Raw genomic sequence first — 22,644 nt, 5'->3', positions numbered from 1 at the left:
TCTCCTTCAGTGTTCCTTCCCTGTGCACTCGTGTGACCGGCTGCACGAATTTCTTTAAGGCCTCCATGGCCTTTTCTGCTCTGTATTCCTGCAGGAAACCCATAAGTATTACAAACAGGATGATACCAATTATAGCCCAGAAATTGATAACCTCGTGGGCCATCAACGATATTATTGCAGCAGCAGCCAGTACCCACACTATTACATTTGCCAGCTGCCGCACCAAAACCTTCCAAGGCGTGACCCTGTTCTTTTCCTCAAGCTGGTTAGGCCCGTACCTTACAAGCCTTTTCTTTGCTTCTTCGTTCGATAGCCCCTCAGGGGAGCTTTCCAGTTCCAAAAGGGCTTCCTCGGTTCTCATGCCATTCTCCTGTTAAATGAATTTGAAAAATCCTTAGAGATCTAGTTCTCGTTCTGTGTACACACGTGGGCAGCAAAGCTTATTGCAGTTTCTATTATAGAATTCCAGTTAGTTTCATTGATGCACTCAGTAAAAAAGCTATCATTATCCAGAGCAGGCAGACCGTATATCAGGCCGGCATTAAAACTATCTCCGGCACCTATGGTGCTCACAGTTTCCACTATCTGTACCGGGTAATATGTTTCTTTTTTACCTGCTTTCAGCCATAATCCTCTGTTCTCTTTTGTATATATCAGGCAGTAGCAACCGGATTCTTTTACACGTTCATATACCTCGTCCACACTCTCTGCTGCGAAAATAATCTCAAACTCCCGATGTGAACCCCGAACCACATGTGCCAGTGATATATTCTCCTGCACCATGTTACGTATAGTTCCAATATTGTTCAGCAGAGATTCCCTGAGGTTCGGGTCATATAGGATGATCGCTCCGGCATCTCTGGCATTTTTCAATATGTCCAAAAGTTTCTCTCTCACCTGCTCTGATACTGCCATCAGAGACCCAAAAAGTATGATGTCGCCTTTTCTGAGAACAGGGTTCAGTATCTGTAACCGTTCATGGGGATATGTTTCATAAAGGACATATTCTGCATCATTCATCTCATCCAGAAAAGCCAGTGCAAGAGGAGTTTTTCCTACATATCTGTATATGTTTTCGGTATTCACTCCATTGGACATCAGAAAGTCATTTATAGTGCTGCCTACATGGTCTGCAGATAACTCGCTAATCAGTGTTACATCTATCCCGCACCTTGCAAGAGAAACGGCAGTATTGAGCATCGCACCGCCGGGGGTTGCAGAAACAGGTACCTTTTCACGGAAAGTTATATCGTAGAAAGTTTCGCCTATGGTAAATACCCTTCTCACTTTATTGCCTGCCAGATATAGCAAATGTGTAGAACATATTATCAGATACTACATTTCCCATGCTTTTCGAATATAATGCTTTGTAGGTACATGACATTTCCCTGAGGGTCACGTTGTATGAACGTTCTCTCTTCCACGGGCTTAGTTTCCCCTTTTTCCGTCATTATCCTGTATTTAAGTGTGATGTATTTGCTTCCTTCCTTGCAGTTCTCGATAGTTTCCAATTTAACATATTCACGTTCATCCGGCTGTATGATGTCCTCATAGGACATTTTGCATGTAAAATCTCCGGCTTTGTAGCCGAACTGTGAGATATTATCGGAAATGAACACGACAGCAAGATCCTTTGAAGGGTCCCTTGAAAGAGCAATAAAAGGACTGCTATTGATGATAGACTCCAGTACCTTTAACCTTTCAAATGCCTCTTTCTGCTTTTCCAGAGCGTAAAGCAATTCGTCCTTGCTTAGTTCCTTCTCTATCGTACATGCATCCCTTTCAGTACTTGTATTCATTCTATGCCCCCATTCATAAGGTACCCATTTATACCTATAACGGATTTAACCCTGTATTATTTAAGTATTTGCTGACTGTTGTTAATTCCCGGTCACAGAATGTATCCATCAGATAGGATACATTAAAAACTCTTGTCAAAATGATCGATCAAAAAAAGATCATGTATCCCTTTAAAGGGATATCATAAACTGTACTTTAAAGCGTACTTATTTAATATACAGGCCACATCTGCAGGACCCACGCATCTCTATATCGCGATTCCTGGCCGCACAGGGGCAGATGATCTTCTTGTCAGTCTCTTTATCCCCCGTCCTTTTCTGACAGAAGCAATACCATTCTCCATATTGCTTCTTATTGTTGGATATTCCCTTCACCGCTGTAACTACCACATCATAGTCGGGGTTCAGCCTGTATCCGGATTGGATCGCATTTTTCTTAGACTTTTCAAAAAACTCCTCTTCAAGTGGGGTATTGAATTGCACGTTAACACTCCTTTGTTCCAAGACTATTCTTATGTACTATGATTTATTCCTTTGCAAGGGAAGCAAGCCGGCTCCCGATCTCTCTGCATTTGGCACGGTCTTCTTCAAAAGGCTTGAAGTTAACCTGGAATCCAGGTTCCACGATCTCAAAACCTGATTCTGAGAGTTCTTTTTCAACACCTTTCACTGCACCGCCGCCCCAGCCATAAGAGCCGAAGACGAAGAACTTCTTGCCTTTTGGCTGGAGGCCTTTCATGTAGCTCAGGAACCCTGCAACAGTGAAGAACATACCATTGTTCAGCGTAGGGGAGCCTATAGCAACTACCGATGCATCCATAAGTTCCTTTATTATCTTGCTCCAGTCGTTCTTACGCAGGTTCCTGAGTTTCACATCCACTCCAGCGGATTGCACACCTTCCAGGATCTCCTTTGCCATTATCTCAGTGCTGTTCCACATTGTGTCATACACTATGAGCACCTGTGGTTTTGCCTCAGCATTGGCCCATTTGACATAGGATTCGATTATCCTTTCAGGTTCCTTTCTCCATATCACTCCATGCGCAGGGGCTATCATATCGAACTTGAGCCCCATCTGCTTTACCTTCTCAGCATAACCAAGCACCTGTTTGCCAAAAGGCATGAGGATGTTGGCGTAATATATCTCGGCGTCCTCCATAACGCCTTCTACCTGGTCCTCGAACCTTTCCGAGGTTGCTATGTGCTGTCCGAATGCATCGTTAGAGAAGAGTATCCTGTCTTCCTTGAGATATGTGTGCATGCTGTCAGGCCAGTGCAGCATCACAACCTCAATGAACTGCATGTTCCTCTTTCCGATACTTATCTCATCCCCGGTCTTCACTACCTGGATATCCCATTTCTCGAATCCCATTTCACGATAATGTTCGAAAAGGCCTTTTTTGCCTTTAGCAGAACAAAATAGCTTTGCCTTTGGAGCTACTTCCATCATTGCAGGCAGGGAGCTGGAATGGTCCATCTCCACATGATTGGACACAATATAGTCTATCTTCGAAGGATCCACTATCTGAGAGATCCTGCTCAGCATCTCTTCAAAGAAAGGTGCTTTTACAGTGTCGATAAGTGTGATCTTTTCATCTATTATCAGATATGAGTTGTAGGTTCCACCCTTAGGTGTCTCGTATCCATGGAAATCCCGCAGGTTCCAGTCTACAACACCTACCCAGTAAATACCTTCGGATATCTGCACTGTTTGTATATCATTTCCCACTTACATCTCTCCTTTATGTCTGCATCCTGAACTCTGTAGCAGCCTGCAGCATTTCATCTATAAGCCTGTAATGTCCTCTTTCCGCTGCAGCTATCCTGTCAAAGAACTCTTTTTGTTCAGGCTCTGTTGCTCTTCTTCCAAGTTCCGTATAAAAATACTCGCTCTTGTACTCAAAGCGCAGGGCAGCAAGCAGGATGCCTATCTCTTCAAGTTTCTTGTCAGAGAATTCCTGTGTCAGAGAAGGAGTAAAGTCCGGGAAATGGTGTTCGACATGTGCAGCTTTCTTGTCTCCGTTCTTGAACTTTCTCAGCATCTCAGCGTGCTTTTCCTCTTCCCCGGCAAGGAATGCATACATCTCGCGGGCAGCCGGGTTAGGCATTGATTCTGATCTTTTAAGGTAATATGCCCTACCGTCTTCTTCAAGCTTGATGGCTACATCAATGGCTTCTTCCAATGTATCCAATTTGTCAAGTTGCTCAGAAATTTCCTGTAATACGTCTTTCATTATTAGTCATCTCCATCTGCTATTGTCTATATGGATGTGTATGCATGGCTGAAGACCAATTTGCAATTCCCCACACTTTCTGACTACAACCTGTAAAATTATATAACTTTCGAACATATATGCAACATTTCATATATGCCAGTTCCATTGCTGGAAAGGCAGGTCAGTGAATATTTGTATTTAGAAACCTTTTTATTACCCCGTCTCCATTATGAAGTTTAAATTTATCATGTGGTTTCATATTCTTCAATTCTTTTGATCATGAGGTAATCTAATGGGCAAAATAAAGATAGCTATTGCCGGAATTGGTAACTGTGCCAGTTCGCTCATTCAGGGTATTGAGTACTATAAAGATAAATCTCCAAAGGATGCCATAGGGCTGATGCACTGGGATCTGGGTGGTTATAAGCCCTTTGATATAGAAGTGGTAGCTGCCTTTGATATAGACAGCAGAAAAGTTGGAAAAGACTTGTCAGACGCGATCTTTGCCCTGCCCAACTGTACTACTGTGTTCTGTTGTAGTGTTCCAAGAACAGGTGTCATCGTTAAGATGGGAAAGGTGCTGGATGGGGTTTCAGAGCACATGGCAGATTATGATGATTCTCGTAAGTTCATCGTTTCAAATGCGCCTGAATCTGAAAAAGAGCAGATAATTAAGGAATTGAAAGACTCCGGGGCTGAGATACTTTTAAATTACATGCCAGTGGGATCTGAACAGGCCACTCAGTTCTATGCTGAATGTGCTCTTGAGGCAGGTGTGGCCTTTGTTAACAACATGCCTGTTTTCATCGCAAGCAACCCTGAGTGGGCTGCCCGTTTTGCTGAGAAGGGTATTCCCATAATCGGGGATGATATCAAAGCCCAGCTTGGTGCTACCATCACCCATCGCACCCTTGTTGACCTTTTCCGCAAGAGGGGCGTAAAACTTGAAAGAACATATCAGTTGAACACCGGGGGTAACACTGATTTCCTTAACATGCTAAACCGAAGCAGGCTTGCCTCTAAGAAAGAGTCCAAGACCGAAGCTGTGCAGTCTGTGGTAGGCAAGCGTTTGGACGACGATAATATCCATGTGGGTCCAAGTGATTATGTGCCATGGCAGAACGACAACAAAGTATGTTTCCTCAGGATGGAAGGCAAGCTTTTCGGTGATGTGCCTATGAACATCGAGTTGCGTCTTTCGGTAGAAGACTCTCCCAACTCTGCAGGTGTTGTCATTGACGCCATAAGGTGCTGCAGGCTTGCGCTGGACAGAGGCATTGGTGGTATACTTTATTCCCCATCTGCTTATTTCATGAAACATCCTCCCAGACAGTTCACTGACGATGAAGCCTACAACATGACCCTTGAGTTCATTGCAGGTACCAGGGATAACTAAAAATATGATCCGGGCGGTAACTTGCCAGCGAGATCTCTTTGGTGTGGATTTCAGCGGTGCCAAGTCCGCCTGTTATAAGATCTGGCTCAGCCACGGTAAAGTGTCCGGGAACAGATTAGGTATTGTGGAATGTTACCCTCTTAGCGAAGTAGATCCAAGTAACCTGGGCAGGGAACCTTGTCTTCGTTTTTTGCTTGGCCTTATATGCTCCAGTAAAAGTTCTATTTTTGGCATGGATTTTCCCTTTGGAATTCCGCTACCTCTCATGCAGGGGCTCGGTTGGAACGAGTTCATCCGGCATTTCCCGGAACTCTATACCAGTGAAGATGAGTTCAGAGATAGAAACCGTAGACTTTCAGGGAACGTGGAGCTCAAAAGAGCAACGGACAAAGAGGTAAAAGCTCCCTTTTGTGTTTATAACCTAAGATTGTACAGACAGACATATTTTGGTATAAGGGACATTATAAGACCTCTTGTGATCTCGGGTGCTGCCAGTATTTTGCCCATGCAGTCTCCGAGGGCAGATGTTCCATGGGTTATGGAAATATGCCCCGCCTCTGCACTGAAAAAAGAAGGATTGTATATTTCCTATAAAGGAAAAGGAACAAAAGAACGAAAATCCAGGGAATATATTCTGGACCATCTTGAAAGAAAGGCATTGGATCTGCCCGAAGATATACGGGACAAGGCTCTGCAGAACGCTGATGGCGATGCTCTGGACAGCATCATAGCAGCATATTCTGTATTCTGCGTTCTGAACACGCTGGTTCCGGGAAACGGAATAGGTGAGCCTTATATAAATGAAGGGTTCACTTATATTTGAAAACTCATTCCTTTGGAATACCAATTATTCTATATAGGTCCTCAGGACTGTCAAGTATTGTAATATTCTCCATGCGGGACAGCTTTTCAGTGTTCTCTATGTCTATGTCTCTCATTTTCAGTTTCATTTCCTTTCCGTTGGGAGCATAGGTTGTCACTGTTCCCTTTTGTCGATCTACCGGAAGGATATAAATTGGTGTTTCACCTTTAGCCGTTTGCGCAACGACATTTGTCACAAGGTTATCGGCAATGCCATGAACTATCTTTGCCACAGTATTGGCCGTAGTAGGTGCAATTATCAGCATGTCATAATGTCCAAGCTGCAAAGGTCCCGCAATGAAAGGGGAGTTTGGGCCAGCATCTGTTTTGAAGTTAGGGAAATCTCTCTGTATATCATCCCACATTCTGTACCACTTCATAACCGTTTCTCCTTCTTTGGAAAGGAACACCATGAATTCAATATTTGTTTTTTTCTTAATATCTACCATTGTATTGTAAGTCTCTTTTATAAGATCTCCCGAACCTGTTATTCCCCATGCTATCCTTTTCATATAATCTCTCCATTTGTCAATATCCTGCCAATGCTTCCTTCTTGACCATGTCCTTTGGGATATTCATTAAGGCCAACATTTCCTCCATGGACCTGACCATTTCAGGTGGGCCGCATATCAGAAAATGTCTTTCTCTGTAATCTGGTATCTCCCGGATCACCATGTTCTCGCATATACGTTCCCGGCAACCTGTCCAGCTTTCTGATGCACGGGTCAGGGTGTACACTACTTTTAAATTGTTGTTGTTGTTGTGCATCATTTCATCAAGTTCTTCTCTGAAGGCAAGGTCGTTCTCTGTCTTGTTGCTATATATCAGCACAATGTCAGCATCAAGGTGGAGGTCAGTACAGTATCTGCAAATACTGATCATGGGAGTGATACCTATCCCGCCGCTCAGCAATGCCACTTTTGCATACTCTCCTTCGAAGGTCATCTTACCGAAAGGCCCGCTAATGACAGCACTATCCCCTATCTTCATATTGTCAAGCACGTTTGAGAACGGATGACCTGTAAGCTTTTTGGTGAACTCTATATGATCTTTCTCGGTGGGACTGCTGGAAAGGCTGAATGCCTTTGTGATCACTTTCCCTTCCACTTCCAGACTTACAAGTATGTATTGGCCGGGTTTATAATCAAAGCCTTCAGGCCGCCTGAATCTGAAGCTTTTTACATCATTTGTCCTTTTTATGATGTCTATTGTTTTTTCTTCAAACTTCAAGGGATCCCTTCCTGCTGAGCCTTTTTGATCAATTGGGCGGCCCTGATCAGCTTATTTACTGTACGATGCAGGCTTCTTATGCCCTCGGTATCCTCGGCGACCCCCTCAGCTCCTTTGTCCTGGGACCAGAAAGTTCCTCCGAGATTTGAACCAAAGGAACCTCCGGCAATGGGTAACATCTCGCTGATCACATAAAAGTTCAATATGCTCTGGATGGCAGGTTCCTGTCCTCCTATCCTGTCGCCTCCAACAGCAGTTGCAGCACCCACTTTGTTTTTGAAGGCTTTTGGGTCACGTGCCACAACTGCCCGGCATCTGTCCATTATAGTCTTCGTCTGTGCACTTAACGTACCCTGATACACAGGAGTGCCTATGATCCAGGCATCAGCCCACAGCATTTTTTCATAGAGTGGCACTATATCGTCTTTGTGGATACATCCCTGTTGCTTGCGCACACAATAATCGCAGTGGATGCAGAACTTAAGGTCTTTTCCACTGGCAGAGAAATAATCAGTTTCAACGTTGAATTTCTCCTGGGCATATCTCAGGGCCTCGTTTACGATATAATCCGTAGCTTTCTTCCTGGGACTTCCTGAGATTCCAAGCAATCTGATAGTAGCATCACCCGTCATTAAGACACTCCATTGTATATTCTATTCATTCAGGGGTCATTCGATGGTTATTGCTCCCATGGGACATGCATCTACGCATAATCCGCATTCTATACAGTTGTCCGGATGGACGACCACAGATTTCAGTCCCTGTCCGTCATCTTTCATTTCAAAGACATCCTCAGGGCAAGATTCCTTACATGCTCCTATTCCTTCACATATGTTCGGATCTACTTTTGCTGGCATTTTTCTTATCTCCTGTCTGTATATTCCAAGCTGTTATCTTTACAGCCTGTTATGAACTCCAATCATATTTCCCGTCTTTCCATGTAATAGTATGCTGCGCACAGCAGGATAGTTACAGAGCCCAGGGCCCCTACTCCCGGGGTTGCAGGTGTTGCTGCATCCTCTGCTGCTTCCTCATTCTCATAGATGTTCGTAGATATTTCTGTCATACTAATAACAGGTACCTCATACACATCTTCTTCGAATAGATGGTCAATAAGATCCTGTGGTGCTGAACGATACTTAAGTGTTGCTTCCGCTGCAAGCGGATAGGTCACATCTTCAGGTATTCTGAATGTGTGCTTCTCTGAAACTGTTCCTCTGGGGGGTATTCTGTTGTCTTCAAGTATGGACTGGGCAAGCCAGAAACTGAGGGTAGGCTGTCCCTGCGCATCACCAAGAACGGTGTTGTACATCTTTGCATTCCCTACAGTTCCATTATCATAAACTTCTCCGGTATTGTATACCTGTTTACCGCTGCCGTCCTTTACGCTTACAGCAAGCCACATCTGCCTGATCTCAGAAACTCCTGTGGGTATCTTGTGCCCGGCTCCTGAATTGGTAATGGATATATTCAGGCTGACGTTATCTCCTCTCTGGCCTATCTGAGGTGCATCAATGGAAAGAGTTGCTGTCTTTTCAAGTCTCTCCACAGCCATTTCTCTATATTTTTCTTCTCCAAGGACCTCTGTTACAAAGGCATTGCCACCTACTATTGCATGGGTGGATATATGTTCTCTTTTTTGGGCACCGGACCCTGCTCTTCCGGGATTTGCTTCAAATTTGGTTATACCCGAGGTCATGTGACAGTCCTGACACACAACCCCTTCTTCGGCATAGGGTCCTTCCTTCCACACAGTGTACGTATCATCGACGACAAGACCGTTAAGAGGATGTGTCACATCATGACACATGCCGCAGTATTCCGAAGTGGTGTACAATTCCAGATATTCTGATTCATGGTATGCAGCCCTTGAATCATCAAAGGGTCCCCACTTGATATTCCCCGGGCTGACAACAAAAGGCGCATTGCCTGTGCCGTTGCTGCCGGATATAACATGGCAGAGATCACAATGTACCCCCTCTCTTGCAATGGCACTGAGATCTGATCCGCCTATTGGCGGTATCTCGCCTGATACGACCCCTATGGGGGTATGACACCGGGAGCAGAATTCATCCACTATGCCCTGTGTATCATTGCTTGCAGCCAGAACCTCCTTCTGGTAGAAAGGATCCTCATAAGCGTTGTAATGCATGGTGCCTTCCCACTGATCATGGGTAATGGCATGACACTGTGCACATTTATTACTATCAGTGAACATATCAGAGGATAGTTCACCATGTGCAGTGGGTGTGACTGCAAGTGCATTGAAAGTTATTGTGCAGAGTGCGATCATTACTAATATTGTCAGATATATGCTTCTCAAGGCTCTAATGCGGCGTACCCCCTCAACAATATAATGTAATAAGCGTGATCTATCAGTGTATTCCGATGGAAGGCCATCGGAGAGATGACCTTCCTGGAAGTTTCATTTGAGCAATTTCAATGCATCCCTGCATGCTGCAACCGCAGGTGCACCGGAAGTTATGGATATCACATCCATTGTTTCCATTATCTCTTCCTTGGTAGCACCATTCTCCAGTGCGCTCTTCATCTGGGAGATCACACACTTTTCGCATTGTTTGGACGCTACTACGGCAAGCGCCATCAGTATCTTGACTTTCGCAGACAGTGCTCCATCTTGCAATAATCTGCGGTTACACCTGTTGTATTTCGTCAGGAACTCAGGTTCCAGCTCGCCGAGAGTTTCAAGTATCTGCGGAGTAAATCCGAGTTTTTCGGACATCGATCTTAAAAGTTCTTTATCCTCTAACATATCGTTGTGTCTGGTCATTTCTTCTCCTCCTGCATAGTCCGATCAATCAAATCCGTCTTCTATTATCTGGCTGATGCAATAGTTGCATACAAGTCTTGGCAGGCTATTTGGCAACCTCTTAAGTTCAGGGGGTTTTCCTACGGTAACCGGGAGTTCCAGTTCCTTTGTATGGTCCATACACAGGCCCTTGCCGCAAGTGATACAGACGCATACTGCGTTGGAATCCTTTCCATTCTCCATGCAATCATAGCATTTCATCATCATATCACCTAGTAGTTCTCCTTCAGAGCTTTATGACAGGGTATGCAGAGCACTTTTTTCCAGCGGTTGATGTCATCAAGTTTACATTCCACTCCCATACCACATCTCAGCTTGATACTGTATTCTCCTTCCCATATAGGTGTCTCTTCCCTGACGAGATGGTCCTTGCAAACCCCTCTTCCACATATTATGCAAGCAGCAACAGTGTCTGCTTCTTTTCCAGTTTTGGCACATTCGTAGCATTTCATGAGTATCACTCTTTTCTTTTCTTTGTTCAAGACAAAAGCATACTAATCCATCCGGTTGTTGGGATCATCACATTGTTTCCCCAGAAAAATGGTTCTCCCCATCTCACCCCCTGGTGAATTGAACAATATTCTTTATGTCAATTGATATATCTGTGTTGGTTAATATTCGGGAAAATATCTATTCAATTATAACTGATGATGCCAGATGATATGTATCTTCGGTGAATGCATAGCTGCAAGTACAAAGCGAATGACTAAACCAACAAACATATAAATAGGTACAGTTACCTGATTAGCAACACTCTATCAGAGGAGGATTGAAATGACATTCGGAATAGAATTCGTACCAAGCGACCCGGTCCTTAAGATCGCACACTATGCTAAGCTCGCTGAAGAGCAGGGATTTGACAACGTATGGATCACAGATCACTACAACAACCGTGATGTATACTCCACTCTTACCGTGCTGGCAATGAACACCAACCGCATAAAGCTCGGTACGGGTGTCACCAACCCCTACACAAGGAACATAGCAGTAACTGCATCAAGCATAGCCTCTATCAATGAGATCTCAGGCGGACGTGCTATCATCGGCCTCGGTCCCGGAGACAAAGCAACATTCGATGCAATGGGCATCGCGTGGGAGAAACCTCTGACAACAACAAAAGAAAGCATTCAGGCACTGCGTTCTTTCTTCGAAGGCAAGAAAGTGACAATGAGCGGTGAGGTTGTTAAGTTCGGCGGTGCAAAGATGGCATTCAAGGCAGGTAATATACCTATCTACATGGGTGCACAGGGTCCAAAGATGCTGGAACTTGCCGGTGAGGTTGCTGACGGGGTACTGATCAATGCTTCTCACCCAAGAGACTTCGAAGAGGCAGTTAAGCAGATAGCAGCTGGCGCAAAGAAGGCTGGCCGTAACCCCAAGGATGTTGATGTTGCAGCATATGCATGTTTCTCCATTGACAAGGATGCAGCAAAAGCAGTGAACGCCGCAAAGGTCGTAGTTGCTTTCATTGTTGCTGGTTCCCCTGACATGGTCCTGCAGCGTCATGGTATTGACGTAGCTTCAAAGGCAGCCATCGGCGGAGCTATTGCAAAAGGCGACTTCGGTGCCCTGATGGGCGGCATGGTCACCAAAGAGATGATGGATGCGTTCTCCATAAGCGGTACACCTGAAGACTGCAAGGCAAGGATCAATGAGCTCCTGGACATAGGCGTTACACAGATCGTTGCAGGCTCTCCGATAGGTCCGGACAAGGAGAAAGCAATAAAGCTCATTGGTAAGGAAATAATCGGATAATTGGGAGGATCTGGAGGATGGTTCATCCAAAGATCTTAGAGGTCATTGAACATGACGTCTGCACTGCTTGTGGGGCATGCGCATCTGCATGCCCTGCCGGTGCTATTGTTGTAAACAAACGGGCAGAAGTACGCGATCCCGACAACCTTGAGTTGTATGAGAAAGGTGCAACTCTTAATGTATGTGAAGGCTGTTTCACATGTGGAAGGGTCTGTCCTGTGATAGATGGATATTACGATGACGAATTTGCCAACGTGAAGTCCTTCTTTGGTGCAAAGAGCACGATTGTCGGTCAGGATGGAGGCGTGACTTCCCATATACTTAAAGAGCTGCTCAGAAAAGGCGAGATCGACTGTGTTGTTGGTATTTCCAGGAACAATGCGTGGGAAACAGAACTTATCCTCATGACAAAACCCGAGGATGTGGATAAGACCACAGGTACCAAGTATACCTATGATTCGGTTCTGGAAGCACTTAAGGAGCCCTTTGAGAAATATGATCGCATAGCAGTAGTGGGTGTACCCTGCCAGGCTCATGGAGCCCGTCTTATCTCTGAGAACGTCAATGACAAGATCGTCCTTATAGTGGGTCTCTTGTGTATGGAAAGTTTCTACCACGAAACTATGAGGGAGAAGATCGTTCCTGAGATCATGAAGCTTAACGTCGACGACGTTGTGAAGATGGATTTCGGAAAAGGTAAGTTCTGGAACTATACTAAGGATGGTCAGGAGCACAGTGTCAAGATAGCTGAAGTTGCACCTTATGCAAGGAATCCCTGTCATCATTGCTGTGATTATACATCTGTGTTCGCAGATATATCCGTAGGATCGGTAGGCACTCCGGACGGCTGGAACTGTGTGTTCATACGCACAGATGCAGGGCAGAAGTACTTCGACAAGGTAAAGGATACGCTGGAGATCATGGAGAATCCCGCACCTCCAGGATTGGATCTTGTGAAGAAGCTTGCAAAAATGAAACACGATAACAACTCAGGCCATTATCTTGAAGTCTGTGAGAAATTCTCATTCGACGAATGTGGCATACGTTAACGGTTGTCATTTATGCATATGAGAAGAGCGTTCTATATAGGACGCTTCCAACCATTCCATCTTGGGCATTATTCCACCATCTGTACCATTGCAAAGGAAGTAGATGAGCTGGTAATAGGCATAGGCAGTGCCCAGAAGAGTCATGACCCTGAGAACCCGTTTACTGCAGGTGAAAGGGTTATGATGATACGGCATGCTCTGGAAGATGCAGATGTGAAACATTATGCAATACCCATTGAAGATCTCCAGCGCAACGCTGTCTGGGTGTCTCACATCATTTCCATGTCCCCTCCCTTTGATGTAGTGTACTCCAACAATCCTCTTGTGATCCAGCTTTTCAGGGAAGCGGATATGAATGTAAGGCAGCCTCCGATGTTCAACAGGAAAGGCTACTCCGGAACAGAGATCCGCAAAAAGATGATCGAAGGCGACGACTGGCGCCAGCTTGTCCCCGCCGCTGTAGCGGAGGTTATAGACGAGATCGGCGGTGTCACCAGGCTTCGCAATGTTTCCATGAGGGATATGGAATAATTGTTTATTTTAATTCTGCAGGCAATTATTGTCATTAAAAATTACAGACACATCTTTTATAAACTGATACCTACATTTCATACTGGAAGTTTGTTTTATCCGTAGGAGGTAACAATATGGCAGAGAAGGGAAAACCGCCGGTTTTCTGTGAAAAGTATTGCTTCGTCTGTAAAGGGGCAAGATCTGGTAACGGCATATGCAAAGCTATACAGAACCTGGAACTGAAGATCTTCGGTAAGACCGGGTGTATCTGGGGCAAAGCGAGGACAAAATTCTACGGGGTCACGCCGGACCAGAAAATACCGGAAAAATCTAAGAAAAAATGAAACTATATTTTACATTTTTCTTTTGATCTTATGCGGCTGCCGGGATTCGAACCCGGGTTCTAGGCTTGGGAAGCCCAGGTCATAGCCACTAAACCACAGCCGCATTATGAAAACAGCATAATCCATATTACTTCTTTGATTATAGAGTTTGTGGTGAGGCACCTGACATTGTTTCATGCATTTTGGCCCACTTCCTGCAGCATCACGGACATGAGGCGGTCTCTCAGGATATCCCTGTCTTCGTAGACCGTTTTGAACTCCACTGTGATCTTAACACCATCACTGTCACTGTTAAGATAAAAGGTGGCATCTGCACCCTTTAACTCACTGCCTTTTTCCCGTATCCTCTCAAGCCTGTCAATTATGTCTGTTGGTACGCTTTTCAGGTATAGGTCGAATGTTGACACGAATTTATAACTCCCATAGTTACGGATAGGCTTTTCGAGGAAGACCTTGTTTGGTACCTTTGTATAGTCTGCATACGTTTCCGGCGATGGATCTATTAAAACATAGAACATGCCTATGTGCTTGACCTGCCCCTCCTCTCCAGCCACATTTATATAATCGCCGATCTTGAAAGGTTTCTTTGTCAGCAGTATGAACCATACTATATAGGAAAGCACCACGTCCCGGACAGCAAAGGCAAAACCGGTGGCTGTCAGACCTAAAAATAGGGCTACGTTCTGTATGCCAATGCCCATGTGCAAGAAAACGATTACTGTAGCCAGTACATACACCAGCAAGATATATAGCTTGCTAAACAGGATCCTCTCTTCAGGTTGTCCGATACCTTCGAATTTACCTATAGTGAAGTTGATAGTAAGTCTTATGAAGAGCGTGGCTCCGCCAAAGGAAACCAAAACCACTATTATACCTTCCAGTATCTTCATCAATGCTTCAGGAACAGGTATGATCTCCTGTCGCCCTGCCAGGTCAATAGCAATGATCGGAAGCATCACTATCAGAAAGAGCAATATGGTCCTGTTAAGCTGCTCGTGAGCAAATCTCATCTTTACTTTCTTGAACTTCTCTCTGGAAGGTCTGATAATTGAATCTCTTACCATCGGCATACACTTGATATATGTATATCATATCTTTCTATTTATAAAATTGTCCACATAGTATCAAGGACAAAAAAAAGATAGAAGGTCTAATTATTACTCATACCTCTGCTTCATACTTGTCAATGATACTCTGGAAAGAATCCAGAACGTATTGCAAGTTGTCCCTGCCTACCTGGAACGTGCTCAGTTTGAAGTATTTAGTAAGTCCGGACTTGATGCCATGTATATTACGTTCTTTGAGTTCCCTGTACAGGAAGTACCTTCCCTTCTTTGCCTTCTGTGATATTTCATAGAAGACAGGGGCTTCGAAGAACATAAGATCATGGTTATGTGGCTTTTGTCCTTTCTGGATGATCCCCATTTCTTCAAGTTTACCAGAGAACCAGCGTGCATTCTGCACTTCCTGGTCCCAGTTGTTCACCCGCTCTACTACATGAGGGAATGAGGCTATCATTGTCATAATAGTGGCACCTCTGGCTGTGCATCCCAATAGTTCTATTTCCTTGTTCTTGTTTGTAGGTGATTTCCTGAACACGATGTCAGAATATTCCTCACTGACACCCAGCAGTCCTATGGGGCCCGATGCAGCCATAGATTTATGGCCACTGCCTGCCACAAAGTCAGCACCCAGCTTTTTGGCATCCACTGGCATCCTGCCGACAGCGTATGCGCCATTCAGCAGCAGGGGCACATCGTAGTCATGGCAGATCTTTGATACACGCTGCACATCGGTGATATTCCCATAATTACCATCCGGATAAGTGACCAGGGCCAATGCCGGTGCTTTACCTGTTTCCTTTATCACTTCTTCAATAGCTGTAGCATACCCTTGCACATCTGTCATATATTCCGGGCTACCGCTATGCGGCACTTTTTTTATGTTAAGCCGGGCCCGCTGGGCGGCAACAACAGAGGAATAATGTGCAACCTCGTCCATCACCACATGGTCCCCTTCCTGTGCAATGGAGTGCATTACCGCAAACTTTGCTTCCCTTGCGCCATGTGTGATCCTCACAGCATCTACATTCAGGAATTCGGGAAGTGCCCCATGCACAAATTCCTCTATGGGTGGCTTCTTGATCAGGTCCAGCACACCTCCGCAGAAGTCGCAGACAGAATAGCCATCGCCCCATTCCAGCAGAGCACGCCTGGCTTCTTCGGTTAACTTACCTGCGGTCTGCAGGGGGTCAATATTAATTGCATCCTTTGGTTCACGCGGGATGAACCCGAACTTCTTCAGTGCTGCCTCATCAAGTGCCATTATATCTCCTCTATTCTTACTATAGTTCAACTATACAGTTTTTTCATCAGCCATGCCATGTTCTGTCCCAGGGTTTGCATTGTACGGATACCTTCCTCGTCTTTTTGCACATCTCCCGGGGCGCCGCCCACATCTATGTTCCAGTACGTGGAACCCGGTATGATCATCTGACTTATGGTAAAGAAATTGTTCATGGTGGTGAAAGCGTGGAGTGAACCAGCCCTGCGCACTGCTACTACAGCTGCACCTACCTTGCGTCTGAACAAGTCACCATTGGCTTTTGATACAAAACCAGCTCTGTCTATAAGAGCTTTCATTTCCGTCGTTATATCTGTGAAGTATGTGGGGGAAGCCAGGATAATTCCATCTGCATCTATCATTTTCACAATGCATTCATTCACAAGATCATCATTGAAAACACATCTCCTGTCCTTATTCTGATAACATTTCATGCATGCTGTGCATCCAATTGTCTTTTTACCCCCAATGTGCACAAGCTCGGTTTCTATTCCCTCTTTTTCCAGTTCTTCAAAGACATACTTTATGAGCGTTGCAGTATTGCCTTCTTTTCTGGGACTGCCATTAAATGCCACTACTTTCACGATATTACATCTCCAGTTGATAAATTCCTTCCAGGTCACAAAGTATTCACTTTGTATAATAAATAATAGATGTCAGTATCTTACATTAAAAAAGAAAAAATGCAGTGGAAATTATTAGACTTCCACAGCTTTGCCAAATACGCTGATGAACTCTTCACACTGTACAACAAGAGTTTCAGCAGCCTCTCTAACTACTATGATAGGGTCTGTACCGTCTGTCTTTATGTACAGGACAGGTTCGCTTATAGACACATGCTTCATATCATAAGAAGCGGTGTGTACCCTTGTGTCTTCAAGTAACACAGATTTCAGCATATTAAGAAGAGTGTGTGTTTCACCTTTTATCTCAAGGTGCATTTCATCTTCGGTCTTGTCTATGATCTTCAGTTCCATGGACTTCACCCATATAAGTCAGATTTTTATATTATACTATGCCGGTTCCATAATCTGAGGAGAGTTTACGTCTCTCTACTCTTCCGCATTCCGGGCATTTTAGTTTGTTATCTTCCTTGACCATAACAGCACGGCAGTTGGAGCACTGAGCTTTCATTACACCAAGTTCCTTCCCTGCAGTACTAAGCCGCATGTTCTCAGTGTTCAAAACCTTTGCTTTAATTATATCTCCTACAGCGAATTCCTCGTCCAGTCTCTTGCAGTACGAATCTTTAACATTTGAAACGTGTACGGCAGCTGTTCCTACTTTGTGGAATTCACGTTCGCCTTCACCTTTTATAGCAGCTATCTCGACAAGGGCGACGCTCTCTCTGAGGCCGGTTATACTGCCAACTACGATATCTCCTACGGCAATAGATGGTGGATACTTGGTGCTGGGAACAACGGATATGATACGTGCTTTCCGATCTATCTCCACGACACCTGTAGAGGCAGCATGGATATCTGCAACATGAAGGAAAGTCCCGATCCCGGGACTAAATTCTTCAGTAGTACCAATAATGTCTCCAGGCATCACAAAGATCATTTCCTCTTCATCCATGTTCTCCTCCGCTATCACTTTCTCTGAAGGCTTTACAATGCCGCTTTTTGGCACTTTCACCATTTTAGCAGCTACCTCCACTTTCGTTCCCTTGGTCACCATTTGTTCTGTTTCTTCCGATGACCGTACACTTTCTGATCCCTCGCCTGAGCCTTTGATCATCCTGCGTGAAACCTTTTTCCTGTTCCTTATCCGAATAAGAATCCCTCATGATGAAATTAGATCGATATGATCGAGCGCCAGTTTGCAAGACATATATTTCCCGCTATATAAAGCAGTTGCAAACATCGGCAGATTATATACTGCCATCACACCGGACTATCCGGTAGATCTCAACCTTAACCAGTTCTACATCCTTTTTATGAAATTTAAATGTTCGTTTTATCGGAAAACCAGTTTCATACCAGTCACTAATGATCGCAGGCTTTATGAAACTCTTTATGAACCTGTGACTCCCGCAATTGTGGACGGAATATGCCACATCTGCAACTCTCAGGGCAGTTGTAAGGAAAGGTCTGTCATTACCCTTTGATTGTGCTCCAAAAGGCGGGTTCATTACTACAGTATCTGCATGTTCGGGCACACCTGAGATGTCACATTGTACGAACTCCACGTCAACTCCCATCATAGATGCGTTCTCTCTTGCGATCTCAAGGGCACTGGGATCAAGGTCGAACCCTACTACCTTTTCAGCACCCAGGAGCTTTGCACCAATGGCAAGGATACCGGTGCCACATCCAAGGTCGTATACCGTACCCTGCAGATCCCCATGCATAAATGCAAAATGCAATACCTCAGCAGCGATGGGAGCAGGCGTGGCATATTGTTCCAGGTTCACATCAGGTTTTTCGAACCCTTTCACCTTTTCCAGCATGATCTCAAGTTTTCTCTGCTTCATTTAATGACCCGCTTCAGGCAGTTATCTCATCGAATACCAGATCTTTCCACTCCTTCTCGCCCAGTACTATCTCAAGTTCCGGTGGAGTGAGCATCGGCGCATTGAAACGGCCAACCTCGTCAATGGCAAGTCTCGGACATGCAGTATTTACAAAAGCATCCACTTTGAACTGGAGTAACTGGTCAGGGGTCACAAGGTCCATCATAATGATCCGGGCATCTTTACCATGCTTGCGTATAAGGTCCTGTAACTTCAGGGCAAGTGTCATACGTTCCTGTCCAGGCTTGGAACATACGATTATTCCGAAAAGATCTGCATCAAGGGATTTTCCGATAACGGCACTGCGTTGTTTAAGGACCTTTGAAATGTCTAGTTCCCTTACATCATTTACAAATGGGTCGGCTATGAGCACTCTTCTTTCTGTAGATAATGCCACGCCCATGGGGTGGAAATAGCCACTCCCTATATAGAGATATTCATCGCATATTTCGGCCCTTGCCGAGGAAAAATTGCATCCCAGGACCTGTCCTGGATATGCTATTTTTGCATCTCCCTTTCCTATCACGCAAACTTTGCCATGAGCTTGTAATATTTCACATGCTTCCTGAAGCTTGTGCACATGCTGAACCGTGGTAATAAGTCCTACTCTCTGTCCCTTAAGCATTTCCAGAGACTTGTTCACCACTTCCTCTACTGCAGCATTGGACCGTACCTCAATAAAATACACATTCTTAACATAGCTGCTGTCATCAAGCACAGCATGCCCAAAATGGAACAGTATGTCCACCCTGCGTGCCAGATCAACATCTATGTCACATGCCCCAAAACATGGGTTTCCGGATATCAATATCTGTGCAGCTGTAGCTTTTTCGACCTCAAAGGCTATGCTCGCAGCTCTGCGTTTAAAGCCCTCAGGGAACTGTAAGCCTACAGTCTTTGCATCTGTATCTTTTATTATGCCAATGATCCTTGCTATCTGGAAATCAAATGCTTCACTGTCTGTCAACCTGGTCCTCCAGTATATGCACACCATGCTCATCGACATCTATACGTACAAGTGTTGTCACTTCTATGCCTTCTTTTCTAAGGCTTGCAACCCCTTCGCCGCGCTCAATGACAACAAAGATGCCTGCAATTATGGCTCCAATGTTCTTGAGTGCCCTCACCAGTGCCAACAAGGTGCCTCCGGTGCTGATCACGTCGTCAATTATGAGCATTCTGTCTCCTTTTTTTATGCCATTGATATACAACTCGCCTTTTGAATAGCCTGTATTCTGAGAAAGAACCACTTCTCCTTCCAGTTCATACTTCCTTTTACGGACAATGGCAAAAGGTATATCGGTCATCAAAGAAACTGTGGTGGCCAGCGGGATGCCCATGGCCTCTATGGTAATTATCCTGTCCACATCGAGGTCCGCCCTTTCCACAATGTACTCTGCGATCTCTTCCAGAAGCTCCGGTTCCAGTGCAGGGACCCCGTCAGATATGGGATGGATGAAATAATAGTAATCTCCCCGTTTCACAATAGGGATCTCATTAAAGGACTCGCGTAATATCTCTAGCATCTGAAATACTCCTTACTTAGATTGCCACATATATGCATACACATATAAAAGGGCATATTGAATTTGCATACACTTAATTACACTTTCCCTTTTTTATTACAATTCATTTGAAACTTCCTGCTATTAATATATCATTGGAGTATCAAGCTTTTGGTGCGTTAGCATAGAATCCTAAAATCATCTGTTTGGATGTTGAAGCGTCGATAAAATAGGGCTATCTTGGTTTGTATGGGTCTAATTTAGGAAACTTTTATTACTTAATGGATAACCTATAGTAGTCGGTGAATTTTTAATGGAAAGCAATAAGCAAATTGACACTGATTGTAAAATGAGCAAATTGCCTATGGACAAAAAGAAAGCAAGTTCTAATTTTGGATTACTGTTCTCACAAAACAATATACTTAATTTTACTCTGAATATAATCTTGATTCTTGTTACATTCCTAGTAATTCCAATTCTTGTTTCTTTTTTTGCTACTCATTATACAAAAATATGGTTTCCGTTATTGAATGGATACAATGCTTCTAATATGACTTCTTCTTTATTTCTGGTTAGTATAACAGTATTGTATGTGGTATATACTTACTATATATTCCACACAACCAATAAGAACACAGAACAAACGGCTAATGCACAGAAAATAGCATACCTTGAACGTAAGCTTGAGAAATTTTATATGCCAATGCAAAGCTCATTGAAAAGATTTGATTGTGACAAAATGATAAAACTTATTGAAGACCCTGACATGAATATAAGGGGACATGTACCCCGTATGTATTATAAAATGAATGCTGTGTGGTGGGATTTCAAATCAGATTATAATAAAGTTGTTCCTTTCACTTATTTAGCTTCTAATAAGGTTCAGGATGTTCTTATAAACTTTACAAATATATTTAATTCAAACAAGGTTTTCGTGAAACAATACCCACAGTATGTTGTGTTCGATAATATTATCTCTGGACAAATAGAGTCTTCATTTACTTCCGAAAATAATGCTGATTTTATAAAGAATAAGGGCAATATCTCTACATACTATGAAGAGTTGTCAAGTGAAATAGATAACGACATTATTTCCCTTAAAGCCGACCTTGCAAAATTGGTGAACCCATAGTTCACCTTTACTTCACATTTTCCACGAACTCAATATCTTTTCATTTTGCCATGTTTATCCTTGTATTCTTGAACACCTGCCTTCTTTCAGCATTTAAATGCATCCACTACAGCTCTGGCCAGAGCTGTACTTTTATCCACATTCTTCATCAGCGTATCTGCAATGAGTATCTTACATTTCGCATTCTTCAGGGCAGAGATACCATATTCATCCCTTTCGTCCAATATCATTATGTCCAGGATCTCTCCGTAGCAATCGACAACGCCGGCAGAAGAGACTTCCAAACCCCTTGCAGCCATCAGCTTTCCGGCTGGTCCGCTTACAGGTTCTTTTCCAATTATGGGACTTACCGCGACAACTTTTTTCTTTTTCAGCAGTTCTTTCATCCCTTGCAAGGCCAGTATGGGTCCGATGCTTGTGATAGGATTACTGGGCCCAATGAGCACATATTCTTCCTTTTCCAGTGCTTCCAGAACAGCCGGTGCAATGGCAGCCTTTTCGATGCCTTCCTGCACAACTTTCAGCACATCGGGTTTTCCATGCTCTTTTACCCAGAATTCCTGGAAATGTATTTTTCCAGAGGGTGTTGTCACCATCGTCCTTACCGGATCATCGGACATAGGCAGTATCTCTGCCCGGATGCCTAAAGCTCTTGCAAGTTCCTGCGTTGCTTCCGTAAGAGAACGACCCGCTCTTAAAAGGTCGGAGCGCATGATATTTGTGGCACGGTCCTGGTCACCCAGCCTCATTATCTCATCGTGTCCCAGAGACCTGAGGGCTTCGTAGGTCATGAAAGTATCATTCTTAATGCCCCACCACTTAGAAGTATCAAGTTTTCCGGAAAATAGGTACAGAACTGTATCAATATCAGGCGTTACCAGGTTCCCTGATACCCACATGTCCTCTGCGGTATTGACGACAACAGTAATATTCTCTTCAGGAAGTATGTTCCTAAGTCCTTCAAGAAGTTTGGGGGTTCCGGTCCCTCCGGAAAGTACGAGCATGTATGTCTCCGATCAGTTCTTAACAGAAATTAGTTATGATAGAGGAACAGCATTATAGGATGAAGGGATATTTAAAGCATATGAAGGTCGTTCGTGATCCTATTCACGGTTATATCGAACTCGATGAGCTCACGCTTTCCCTTATAGATACT

30 protein-coding genes and 1 tRNA gene are annotated in these 22,644 nt (G+C 44.2%); 7 read left to right on the top strand and 24 right to left on the bottom strand.

What is annotated here, in order from left to right; all coding sequences use genetic code 11:
* The 6 genes from AB7U21_RS03105 to AB7U21_RS03080 form a co-directional block, all read right to left on the bottom strand.
* Positions 1–361: cation-transporting P-type ATPase (locus AB7U21_RS03105; RefSeq protein ID WP_428386946.1), on the bottom strand; the 361-nt coding region annotated here is incomplete at its 3' end.
* A 41-nt stretch (positions 362–402) separates the two neighbouring features.
* Positions 403–1,287 carry a PfkB family carbohydrate kinase gene (locus tag AB7U21_RS03100; protein WP_428386944.1) on the bottom strand — a complete coding sequence of 295 codons (885 nt, stop codon included), beginning with the start codon at positions 1,285–1,287 and terminating at the stop codon, positions 403–405.
* 41 nt (positions 1,288–1,328) lie between these two features.
* Entirely contained in the window at positions 1,329–1,799 is a 471-nt protein-coding gene (locus AB7U21_RS03095; RefSeq protein WP_428386942.1) for a PAS domain-containing protein, read from the bottom strand.
* A 207-nt stretch (positions 1,800–2,006) separates the two neighbouring features.
* Positions 2,007–2,282 (bottom strand): ferredoxin-thioredoxin reductase catalytic domain-containing protein, encoded by a 276-nt coding sequence (locus AB7U21_RS03090; protein ID WP_333787839.1) that lies wholly within the window; start codon positions 2,280–2,282, stop codon positions 2,007–2,009.
* 43 nt (positions 2,283–2,325) lie between these two features.
* On the bottom strand, positions 2,326–3,528 hold the full coding sequence (locus tag AB7U21_RS03085) for an FprA family A-type flavoprotein (RefSeq protein WP_333787838.1): 1,203 nt from the start codon (positions 3,526–3,528) through the stop codon (positions 2,326–2,328).
* Positions 3,529–3,541: 13 nt separating this feature from the next.
* Positions 3,542–4,033: a ferritin family protein gene (locus AB7U21_RS03080; RefSeq protein ID WP_333787837.1), complete on the bottom strand. Its 492-nt coding sequence runs from the start codon at positions 4,031–4,033 to the stop codon at positions 3,542–3,544.
* 274 nt (positions 4,034–4,307) lie between these two features.
* Here AB7U21_RS03080 and AB7U21_RS03075 point away from each other — a divergent pair, with 274 nt between their 5' ends.
* Positions 4,308–5,411: an inositol-3-phosphate synthase gene (locus tag AB7U21_RS03075; protein WP_333787836.1), complete on the top strand. Its 1,104-nt coding sequence runs from the start codon at positions 4,308–4,310 to the stop codon at positions 5,409–5,411.
* A 4-nt stretch (positions 5,412–5,415) separates the two neighbouring features.
* A complete protein-coding gene (locus AB7U21_RS03070; RefSeq protein WP_428386939.1) occupies positions 5,416–6,234 on the top strand; it encodes a hypothetical protein in 819 nt (272 codons plus the stop codon).
* Positions 6,235–6,238: 4 nt separating this feature from the next.
* Here the strand turns inward: AB7U21_RS03070 and afpA are convergent, their stop codons facing one another.
* From afpA to AB7U21_RS03030, 8 genes are all read right to left on the bottom strand, one after another.
* Positions 6,239–6,784, bottom strand: a complete 546-nt coding sequence (gene afpA, locus AB7U21_RS03065) for an archaeoflavoprotein AfpA (RefSeq protein WP_333787833.1) — start codon at positions 6,782–6,784, stop codon at positions 6,239–6,241.
* Between the two features lie 16 nt (positions 6,785–6,800).
* Positions 6,801–7,502 (bottom strand): ferredoxin--NADP reductase, encoded by a 702-nt coding sequence (locus tag AB7U21_RS03060; RefSeq protein WP_333787832.1) that lies wholly within the window; start codon positions 7,500–7,502, stop codon positions 6,801–6,803.
* Positions 7,499–8,134, bottom strand: a complete 636-nt coding sequence (locus tag AB7U21_RS03055) for a flavodoxin family protein (RefSeq protein WP_428386936.1) — start codon at positions 8,132–8,134, stop codon at positions 7,499–7,501. The genes AB7U21_RS03060 and AB7U21_RS03055 overlap by 4 nt, the downstream gene beginning before the upstream one ends.
* 36 nt (positions 8,135–8,170) lie before the next feature.
* On the bottom strand, positions 8,171–8,359 hold the full coding sequence (locus AB7U21_RS03050; protein ID WP_015325578.1) for a 4Fe-4S dicluster domain-containing protein: 189 nt from the start codon (positions 8,357–8,359) through the stop codon (positions 8,171–8,173).
* 62 nt (positions 8,360–8,421) lie between these two features.
* Positions 8,422–9,795: a multiheme c-type cytochrome gene (locus AB7U21_RS03045; RefSeq protein WP_428386933.1), complete on the bottom strand. Its 1,374-nt coding sequence runs from the start codon at positions 9,793–9,795 to the stop codon at positions 8,422–8,424.
* 132 nt (positions 9,796–9,927) lie between these two features.
* Positions 9,928–10,275 carry a carboxymuconolactone decarboxylase family protein gene (locus AB7U21_RS03040; protein WP_428386952.1) on the bottom strand — a complete coding sequence of 116 codons (348 nt, stop codon included), beginning with the start codon at positions 10,273–10,275 and terminating at the stop codon, positions 9,928–9,930.
* A 42-nt stretch (positions 10,276–10,317) separates the two neighbouring features.
* A complete protein-coding gene (locus AB7U21_RS03035) occupies positions 10,318–10,539 on the bottom strand; it encodes a DUF2180 family protein (RefSeq protein WP_428386931.1) in 222 nt (73 codons plus the stop codon).
* Between the two features lie 5 nt (positions 10,540–10,544).
* The gene (locus tag AB7U21_RS03030; RefSeq protein WP_333787828.1) at positions 10,545–10,784 is read right to left on the bottom strand and encodes a DUF2180 family protein; all 240 of its coding nucleotides are present in this window, start codon (positions 10,782–10,784) and stop codon (positions 10,545–10,547) included.
* 322 nt (positions 10,785–11,106) lie between these two features.
* On the opposite strand from AB7U21_RS03030, the gene mer reads away from it, so the two are divergent.
* The 4 genes from mer (at position 11,107) to AB7U21_RS03010 (ending at position 13,993) form a co-directional block, all read left to right on the top strand.
* Positions 11,107–12,087 carry a 5,10-methylenetetrahydromethanopterin reductase gene (gene mer, locus AB7U21_RS03025; RefSeq protein WP_333787827.1) on the top strand — a complete coding sequence of 327 codons (981 nt, stop codon included), beginning with the start codon at positions 11,107–11,109 and terminating at the stop codon, positions 12,085–12,087.
* Between the two features lie 17 nt (positions 12,088–12,104).
* The gene (gene fpoF, locus AB7U21_RS03020) at positions 12,105–13,136 is read left to right on the top strand and encodes a F420H2 dehydrogenase subunit FpoF (RefSeq protein WP_333787826.1); all 1,032 of its coding nucleotides are present in this window, start codon (positions 12,105–12,107) and stop codon (positions 13,134–13,136) included.
* Between the two features lie 12 nt (positions 13,137–13,148).
* The gene (locus AB7U21_RS03015; protein ID WP_333787825.1) at positions 13,149–13,667 is read left to right on the top strand and encodes a nicotinamide-nucleotide adenylyltransferase; all 519 of its coding nucleotides are present in this window, start codon (positions 13,149–13,151) and stop codon (positions 13,665–13,667) included.
* Positions 13,668–13,783: 116 nt separating this feature from the next.
* Positions 13,784–13,993, top strand: coding sequence for a hypothetical protein (locus tag AB7U21_RS03010; RefSeq protein WP_333787824.1), 210 nt, complete (start codon positions 13,784–13,786; stop codon positions 13,991–13,993).
* 31 nt (positions 13,994–14,024) lie between these two features.
* Here AB7U21_RS03010 and AB7U21_RS03005 read toward each other — a convergent pair.
* From AB7U21_RS03005 to hpt, 9 genes are all read right to left on the bottom strand, one after another.
* Positions 14,025–14,096 (bottom strand) — tRNA-Gly (locus AB7U21_RS03005).
* A gap of 70 nt (positions 14,097–14,166) precedes the next feature.
* Entirely contained in the window at positions 14,167–15,057 is an 891-nt protein-coding gene (locus tag AB7U21_RS03000) for a mechanosensitive ion channel domain-containing protein (RefSeq protein ID WP_333787823.1), read from the bottom strand.
* A gap of 97 nt (positions 15,058–15,154) precedes the next feature.
* Positions 15,155–16,318 (bottom strand): O-phospho-L-seryl-tRNA:Cys-tRNA synthase, encoded by a 1,164-nt coding sequence (pscS, locus tag AB7U21_RS02995; protein WP_333787822.1) that lies wholly within the window; start codon positions 16,316–16,318, stop codon positions 15,155–15,157.
* A 26-nt stretch (positions 16,319–16,344) separates the two neighbouring features.
* Positions 16,345–16,920, bottom strand: a complete 576-nt coding sequence (locus AB7U21_RS02990; protein ID WP_428386950.1) for a flavodoxin family protein — start codon at positions 16,918–16,920, stop codon at positions 16,345–16,347.
* Between the two features lie 114 nt (positions 16,921–17,034).
* On the bottom strand, positions 17,035–17,313 hold the full coding sequence (locus tag AB7U21_RS02985) for a DNA-directed RNA polymerase subunit L (protein WP_333787821.1): 279 nt from the start codon (positions 17,311–17,313) through the stop codon (positions 17,035–17,037).
* A gap of 31 nt (positions 17,314–17,344) precedes the next feature.
* Positions 17,345–18,076 (bottom strand): exosome complex RNA-binding protein Csl4, encoded by a 732-nt coding sequence (locus AB7U21_RS02980; RefSeq protein WP_333787820.1) that lies wholly within the window; start codon positions 18,074–18,076, stop codon positions 17,345–17,347.
* A 133-nt stretch (positions 18,077–18,209) separates the two neighbouring features.
* Positions 18,210–18,812 (bottom strand): METTL5 family protein, encoded by a 603-nt coding sequence (locus AB7U21_RS02975; RefSeq protein WP_333787819.1) that lies wholly within the window; start codon positions 18,810–18,812, stop codon positions 18,210–18,212.
* A 13-nt stretch (positions 18,813–18,825) separates the two neighbouring features.
* Positions 18,826–19,845, bottom strand: a complete 1,020-nt coding sequence (dph2, locus tag AB7U21_RS02970; RefSeq protein ID WP_428386948.1) for a diphthamide biosynthesis enzyme Dph2 — start codon at positions 19,843–19,845, stop codon at positions 18,826–18,828.
* On the bottom strand, positions 19,805–20,377 hold the full coding sequence (gene hpt, locus AB7U21_RS02965) for a hypoxanthine/guanine phosphoribosyltransferase (protein ID WP_428386925.1): 573 nt from the start codon (positions 20,375–20,377) through the stop codon (positions 19,805–19,807). Before hpt ends, dph2 begins: the two co-directional genes overlap by 41 nt.
* Positions 20,378–20,669: 292 nt before the next feature.
* Between hpt and AB7U21_RS02960 the strand changes: the two genes are divergently transcribed.
* Positions 20,670–21,488: a hypothetical protein gene (locus AB7U21_RS02960; RefSeq protein ID WP_333787816.1), complete on the top strand. Its 819-nt coding sequence runs from the start codon at positions 20,670–20,672 to the stop codon at positions 21,486–21,488.
* Positions 21,489–21,574: 86 nt separating this feature from the next.
* Here AB7U21_RS02960 and cofD read toward each other — a convergent pair whose 3' ends face one another.
* Complete coding sequence (cofD, locus tag AB7U21_RS02955) at positions 21,575–22,492, bottom strand: 2-phospho-L-lactate transferase (protein WP_428386923.1); 918 nt, start codon at positions 22,490–22,492, stop codon at positions 21,575–21,577.
* Between the last annotated feature and the right edge of the window lie 152 nt (positions 22,493–22,644).

Source organism: Methanomethylovorans sp., from assembly GCF_050177135.1.
Taxonomy (GTDB): domain Archaea; phylum Halobacteriota; class Methanosarcinia; order Methanosarcinales; family Methanosarcinaceae; genus Methanomethylovorans.
This window is presented reverse-complemented; position numbering and strand designations above follow the sequence as displayed.